General features: G+C 68.5%; 7 protein-coding genes. All 7 read left to right on the forward strand.

Annotated features, from left to right (window positions below):
• Positions 1-4: 4 nt before the first annotated feature.
• Positions 5-1,228, forward strand: coding sequence for an imidazolonepropionase (gene hutI, locus VK92_RS24895; RefSeq protein WP_048026191.1), 1,224 nt, complete (start codon positions 5-7; stop codon positions 1,226-1,228).
• An 8-nt stretch (positions 1,229-1,236) separates the two neighbouring features.
• Entirely contained in the window at positions 1,237-2,613 is a 1,377-nt protein-coding gene (locus tag VK92_RS24900) for a formimidoylglutamate deiminase (RefSeq protein WP_048026190.1), read from the forward strand.
• 60 nt (positions 2,614-2,673) lie between these two features.
• Positions 2,674-3,471, forward strand: a complete 798-nt coding sequence (gene hutG, locus VK92_RS24905; RefSeq protein ID WP_048026187.1) for an N-formylglutamate deformylase — start codon at positions 2,674-2,676, stop codon at positions 3,469-3,471.
• A gap of 368 nt (positions 3,472-3,839) precedes the next feature.
• Positions 3,840-4,064, forward strand: coding sequence for a hypothetical protein (locus VK92_RS40565; protein WP_080982012.1), 225 nt, complete (start codon positions 3,840-3,842; stop codon positions 4,062-4,064).
• A 168-nt stretch (positions 4,065-4,232) separates the two neighbouring features.
• Positions 4,233-5,039, forward strand: coding sequence for a gamma-glutamyl-gamma-aminobutyrate hydrolase family protein (locus VK92_RS24910; RefSeq protein WP_048026185.1), 807 nt, complete (start codon positions 4,233-4,235; stop codon positions 5,037-5,039).
• Between the two features lie 12 nt (positions 5,040-5,051).
• On the forward strand, positions 5,052-6,389 hold the full coding sequence (locus VK92_RS24915; RefSeq protein WP_048468199.1) for a glutamine synthetase family protein: 1,338 nt from the start codon (positions 5,052-5,054) through the stop codon (positions 6,387-6,389).
• A 28-nt stretch (positions 6,390-6,417) separates the two neighbouring features.
• Positions 6,418-7,259, forward strand: an 842-nt coding sequence (locus tag VK92_RS24920) for an aminotransferase (protein ID WP_048468200.1), incomplete at its 3' end; no start/stop codon positions are given.

Consider the following 7,259-nt stretch of genomic DNA (forward strand, 5'->3'; position numbering starts at 1 on the left):
ACGCATGAAACCGACTGTCTGGCATCACCTGAGGCTGTGTCCGCACGGCCATCCCGACGAGACGATCGACGACGCGGCGATCGCCGTCGACGAAACCGGCACGATCGTCTGGCTCGGCGCGATGTCCGCGCTGCCGCACGGTTATGCGCATTGGCGGCGCGAGGACCTGCACGGCGCGTGGGTGACGCCGGGCCTCGTCGACTGCCATACGCACCTCGTGTACGGCGGCACGCGTGCCGACGAATTCGCGCAGCGCCTCGCGGGCGTCAGCTACGAGGAGATCGCGCGGCAGGGCGGCGGGATCGTGTCGACGGTGCGCGCGACGCGCGCGGCCGACGAGACGACGCTGTTCGTGCAGGCCGCCGCGCGACTGCAGCCGCTGCTGGCCGAAGGCGTGACCGCGATCGAGATCAAGTCGGGCTACGGGCTCGACCTCGCGAGCGAACGCAAGATGCTGCGCGTCGCGCGCCAGCTCGGCGAGCGTTTCCCGGTCACGGTCTACACGACCTTTCTCGGCGCGCATGCGCTGCCGCCGGAATACGCGGGCCGCGCGGACGACTACATCGACGAAGTGTGCAACCGGATGCTGCCGGCGCTGGCCGACGAGGGGCTCGTCGACGCGGTCGACGTATTCTGCGAACGCATCGGCTTTTCGCTCGCCCAGACCGAGCGCGTGTTCGAAGCCGCGACGCGGCGCGGGCTGCCCGTGAAGCTGCATGCGGAGCAACTGTCGAACGCGGGTGGCACGGCGCTCGCCGCCCGCTACCGGGCACTGTCCGCCGACCACCTCGAATTCCTCGACGAAGCCGGCATCGAGGCGATGAAGGCGGCCGGCACGGTCGCCGTGCTGCTGCCCGGCGCGTATTACTTCATCCGCGAGACGCAACTGCCGCCGATCGAGCTGCTGCGCAAGCACGACGTGCCGATCGCGCTCGCGACCGATCACAACCCCGGCACGTCACCGCTCGAATCGCTGCTGCTGACGTTGAACATGGGCTGCACGCTGTTCCGCATGACGGTGCCCGAAGTGCTGCAGGGCGTGACGCGCCACGCGGCCGCGGCGCTCGGCCGCGCGGATCGCCACGGCGCGCTCGAGGTCGGTCGCCAGGCCGATTTCGCCGCATGGTCGGTCGGCTCGCTGGCGGAGCTCGCCTACTGGATCGGCCGGCCGCTGTGCGAGCAGGTCGTACGCGGCGGCACGACCGTGTTTCGCCGGATGAATGGATAGATAGCCTTATGACCGACTCCCTGTTGTTCGCCGACCATGCATACCTGCCCGACGGCTGGCGCCGTAACGTGCTGCTGCGCTGGGACGCGGCCGGCACGCTGACCGGCGTGACGCCCGACACCGATGCCCCGGCAGGCGTCGCGCATGCGGCCGGGCCGGTGCTGCCCGGCATGCCGAACCTGCATTCGCACGCGTTCCAGCGCGCGATGGCGGGGCTCACCGAATACCGCGCGAATCCGGCCGACAGCTTCTGGAGCTGGCGCGACCTGATGTACCGCTTCGCGCTGAAGATCACGCCCGACGCACTCGCCGCGATCGCGCGCTGGCTGTACGTCGAGATGCTCAAATGCGGTTATACGTCGGTTTGCGAATTCCACTACGTGCATCACGCGCAGGACGGCTCGCGTTATCCGCAGATCGCGGAACTCGGCACGCGCGTGGTCGACGCCGCGCGCTCGGCCGGCATCGGCATCACGATGCTGCCCGTGTCGTACCAGTTCGCCGGCTTCGGCAACAAGCCGCCGCGCGACGACCAGCGCCGCTTCATCAATACGCCCGACGGCCTGCTCGAGCTGCTCGACGCGATGCGTCGCGCGGCGCCGGAGCACGGCGGGCTGCGCTACGGCGTCGCGCCGCACTCGCTGCGCGCGGTGTCCGAGAACGGGTTGCGCGTGCTGCTCGACGGGCTGCCCGACGACGCGCCCGTGCATATCCATATCGCCGAGCAGACGGCCGAAGTCGACGACTGCGTGCGTGCCTACGGCGCGCGCCCCGTGCAATGGCTGCTCGATCGCTTCGATGTCGACGCACGCTGGTGTCTCGTGCACGCGACGCACGTCGACGCGGCCGAAACGGCCGCGCTCGCGCAGCGTCGCGCGGTCGCCGGCCTGTGCCTGACGACCGAGGCGAACCTCGGCGACGGCGTGTTCCCGGCCGTCGACTATCTCGCGCAAGGCGGCGTGATCGGCGTCGGCTCGGACAGCCACGCGTCGGTCGACTGGCGTGCCGAGCTGCGCCTGCTCGAATACGGGCAACGGCTCGTGCACCGCGCGCGCAACGTGCTGGCGAGCGACACGCAGGCGCATGTCGCCGACCGCCTGTTCGACGCGTCGCTCGCGGGCGGCGCGCAGGCCAGCGGGCGGCGCGTCGGCGCGCTGCGCGAAGGGTGCCGCGCCGACTGGCTCGTGCTCGATCCCGATCATCCGGCGATCGCCGAACACGACAGCACGTCGTGGTTGTCGGGTATCGTGTTCGCGGAGCACGGCGAGACGCCGGTGCTCGACGTCTACACGGGCGGCGAGCGCGTCGTGAGCGGCCGCCGCCATCGCGACGAAACCGTCGCGTACGCCGACTACCGCGCCGCGCTGGCGCAACTGCTGCGCTGACGCGCGGCAACCGGCGCACGCCGCCTGCGTGCGCCGGCAGACCTTCAACGGTGATGCGACATGACTGAACAACCGGCTGTATTCACGCTGAAGCAGGGCACGCTGCCGCTGCTGATCTCGATTCCGCACGCAGGCACGCACATCCCCGACGACATCGCCGCGACGATGACGGCCGACGCGCGTTTCGTCGACGATTGCGACTGGCATCTCGAACGGCTGTACGGCTTCGCGGCCGGCCTCGGCGCATCGATCCTCGTCCCGTCGCATGCGCGCTACGTCGTCGACCTGAACCGTCCGCCCGACAACGAGAACCTGTACCCGGGGCAGGACACGACGGGGCTCGTGCCGGTCGATACGTTCGACAAGGCGCCGCTGTATCCGGCGAATGCGCTGCCCGGCAACGACGAGATCATGCGCCGCCGCGATCGCTACTGGCTGCCGTACCACGACGCGCTGCAACGCGAGGTCGCACGCCTGAAGCGCGAGCACGGCCGCGTGCTCGTGTGGGAAGCGCATTCGATCCGCTCGCACGTGCCGCGCTTCTTCGACGGCCGCCTGCCGGACTTCAACTTCGGCACGTCGAGCGGTGCAAGTGCCGCGCCGGGCTTGGCGGAGGCGCTCGCCGCGCGCGTGCTCGAACATGGCGGCTATACGGCCGTCGCGAACGGGCGCTTCAAGGGCGGCTACATCACGCGCCACTACGGCGTGCCCGAAACCGGCGTCGAGGCCGTGCAGCTCGAGCTCTCGCAGATCACCTACATGGAAGAGACGCGCCCTTACGCGTACGACGAAACGCGTGCGGCGCGGATTGTGCCGCTATTGCAGACGCTCGTCGAAACCGCGCTCGCGTATCGCTGAACCCGGGCCGCACGGATGCGGCAGCGCGGCGGAGCAGGTGCGTGACGGCTCGCCGGCCCGCCGGCACGCAGCGTGACGCACCGATGCACTGCACAATACGGCATCGATCCACGAGATCGGTGCCGTTTTTTTCGTCCGGGTTTCGTCTGATCGATGTCGTCATCCGCACCTGAAAATTTGACGCAATTTTTGGGTGATATAAGCTGAATGTCAGGAAGTCGTCACGCGCGCACCGGCGGCGGGCCATCGATCGTGGCCGCATCGCACCGGAATGCGCGGCGAGACACCTTGCCGACGTGTCGCCGCGCGGCATTGCCGCATGCGCTTCATCGCGACACGTGTCCTGCATTCGTCAGTCGAGTACGATCGTGAAAGCCGCCAGCCCTTCGATACGCCGGACGCGAAGTCCGTCGGCGGGCGCGCCGCCTCAGGCCGGGCCGATCCGGCATGCTGATCGCGGCACGCGTGCCGCCTCTTTGCGCGAACCTCGTTTCTTCGCCATTTCCCGTCGCGGCCTGCGCCGCTTCAATCTCGTGGCTGCCCGCGTGTTCAGCGCGGTGCAGTGCGACGGCAGCGCATCGTTGTTGCCCTAGCGTCCCTTTTCACGTCCGTTCCGGGCCGCACCGCCTGTTGCCGCATCGTCCGCGCGGCACGATCGCGTTTGGGCATGCGGCGCATCGTGGTGCGCGCGTGCGGTGCCGGCGCGAACCTTCATCGTCCCGCGTGCGAACGTGTCGCGCGCGATTGCCGGAGAGACACCCATGCATGCGCGACCGATCGTAGCCGTGACCGCCGACCGCATCCTGCGCGGTGCGCATCCGAACCACACGGCGGGGGAGAAGTACCTGGCCGCGCTCGTCGACGGCGCGGGCGCGCTTGCCTTCGTGCTGCCCGCGCTCGGCGCGCGCCAGCCGGCCGATGCGATCGTCGCGGCGGTCGACGGGTTGCTGTTGACCGGCAGTTATTCGAACGTCGAGCCGCATCATTACGGCGGTGCCGCGAGCGCGCCCGACACGCTGCACGATCCCGCGCGCGATGCGACCGCGCTGCCGCTGATCCGCGCGGCGATCGACGCGGGTGTGCCCGTACTCGCGATCTGTCGCGGCATGCAGGAGCTGAACGTTGCCTACGGCGGCACGCTGCATCAGCGGCTGCACGCGACGACCGGCTTCGACGATCACCGCGAGCGGCCGGCCGATCCGCTCGAACGGCAGTACGGCCCCGCGCACGTCGTGCAGTTCGCGCCGGGCGGCCTGCTGCAGCGGATCGCGCACGGCGCACCTGAAGCGACGGTCAATTCGCTGCACGACCAGGGCATCGCGCAGCTCGGCGCGGGGCTCGTCGTCGAAGCCAGCGCGCCCGACGGGCTGGTCGAGGCCGTCAGCGTGCGCGGCGCGCGTGCGTTCGCGCTCGGCGTGCAGTGGCATCCCGAATGGCGCTACGCGGAACAGCCGCTGTCGCGCGACATCTTCGCGGCATTCGGCGCGGCGTGCCGCGCGCGCATGACCCATCGCATTCATGCGGCAGGCGGCGCGATGCCGTCGCCGGCCGCATCCGACGTCGACTGATAGAGGCCGATCATGCAACCCGAACTGAGCGAATTCCTGCGACAGCACCGCATCACCGAGGTCGAGGCGATCATTCCCGACATGGCCGGCATCGCGCGCGGCAAGATCATTCCGCGCAACAAGTTCGAATCCGGCGAATCGATGCGCCTGCCGCAGGCCGTGATGGTGCAGACCGTCACCGGCGACTATCCGGAGGACGGCACGCTGACCGGCGTGACCGATCCCGACATGGTGTGCGTGCCGGATCCGTCGACGATCTGCCTGATCCCGTGGGCGGTCGATCCGACCGCGCAGGTGATCCACGATTGCGTGCACTTCGACGGTTCGCCGGTCGAGATCTCGCCGCGCTACGTGCTGCGCCGTGTGCTCGACCTGTACAAGGCGAAGGGCTGGAAGCCGGTCGTCGCGCCCGAGCTCGAGTTCTACCTGGTCGACATGAACGCCGATCCGGATCTGCCGCTGCGTCCGCCGGTCGGCCGCACGGGCCGCCCGGAAACGGGCCGCCAGTCGTATTCGATCGAGGCCGTCAACGAGTTCGACCCGCTGTTCGAGGACATCTACGAATACTGCGAGATGCAGAACCTCGACATCGACACGCTGATCCACGAAGTCGGCGCCGCGCAGATGGAGATCAACTTCATGCACGGCGATGCGCTGTCGCTGGCCGACCAGGTGTTCCTGTTCAAGCGCACGGTGCGCGAGGCCGCGTTGCGCCACAACATGTACGCGACCTTCATGGCCAAGCCGATGCAGGACGAGCCCGGCTCGGCGATGCACATCCACCAGAGCCTGGCCGACGCGCGCACGGGGCGCAACCTGTTCTCGGGCGAAGACGGCGCCGTGTCGCCGATGTTCCACAGCTATCTCGCGGGGCTGCAGAAGTACACGCCCGCGCTGATGCCGATCTTCGCGCCGTACATCAACTCGTATCGCCGCCTGTCGCGCTTCATGGCCGCGCCGATCAACGTGCAGTGGGGCTACGACAACCGCACGGTCGGCTTCCGCATCCCGCAGTCGGGCGCATCGGCGCGCCGCATCGAGAACCGGATTCCGGGTGTCGACTGCAATCCTTACCTCGCGTTCGCGGCGACGCTCGCCGCCGGCTATCTCGGCCTGTCGCAGCAGCTCGCGCCGACCGAGCCGATCGCGTCGGACGGCTACAACCTGCCGTACCAGCTGCCGCGCAATCTCGAGGAGGGGATCTCGCTGATGGCGGCGTGCACGCCGCTCGCCGGCATTCTCGGCGACAAGTTCGTGAAGGCCTACCTGGCGCTGAAGGACACCGAATACGAAGCGTTCTTCCGCGTGATCAGCTCGTGGGAACGCAGGCACCTGCTGCTGCACGTCTGAGCGTGCGGCAGCGTTATCCGGAGGAAACATGACCGATCGAAACGAAGCCTTCTCACCGCATTCGACCGCCGAATACCGCGCGCTCGACGCCGCGCACCACATCCACCCGTTCTCGGACATGGGCGCGCTGAACCGCGCGGGCAGCCGCGTGATCGTGAAGGCCGACGGCGTCTACCTGTGGGACTCGGACGGCAACAAGGTCATCGACGGGATGGCCGGCCTCTGGTGCGTGAACGTCGGCTACGGCCGCAAGGAACTCGCCGACGCCGCGTATCGCCAGATCCAGGAACTGCCGTTCTACAACACCTTCTTCAAGACCACGCACCCGCCGGTGATCGAACTCTCCGCGATGCTCGCGGAAGTCACGCCGGCCGGCTTCAACCACTTCTTCTATTGCAACAGCGGCTCGGAAGGCAACGACACCGTGCTACGCCTCGTGCACCAGTACTGGCGCGTGCAGGGCCAGCCGCAGAAGAAGTTCGTGATCTCGCGCAAGAACGGTTACCACGGCTCGACGATCGCCGGCGGCACGCTCGGCGGGATGGGCTACATGCACGAGCAGATGCCGTCGAAGGTCGAGAACATCGTGCACATCGACCAGCCGTATTTCTTCGGCGAGGCGGCGGCCGGCGAAACGCCGGAAGCGTTCGGCCTGGCCCGCGCGCAGCAGCTCGAGGCGAAGATCCTCGAACTCGGCGCGGAAAACGTCGCGGCGTTCATCGGCGAGCCGTTCCAGGGCGCGGGCGGCGTGATCTTCCCGCCGTCGACGTACTGGCCGGAAATCCAGCGGATCTGCCGCAAGTACGACATCCTGCTGGTGGCCGACGAAGTGATCGGCGGCTTCGGCCGTACCGGCGAATGGTTCGCGCA

It is taken from the genome of Burkholderia sp. LK4 (assembly GCF_001043615.1).
Lineage (GTDB): Bacteria > Pseudomonadota > Gammaproteobacteria > Burkholderiales > Burkholderiaceae > Burkholderia > Burkholderia cepacia.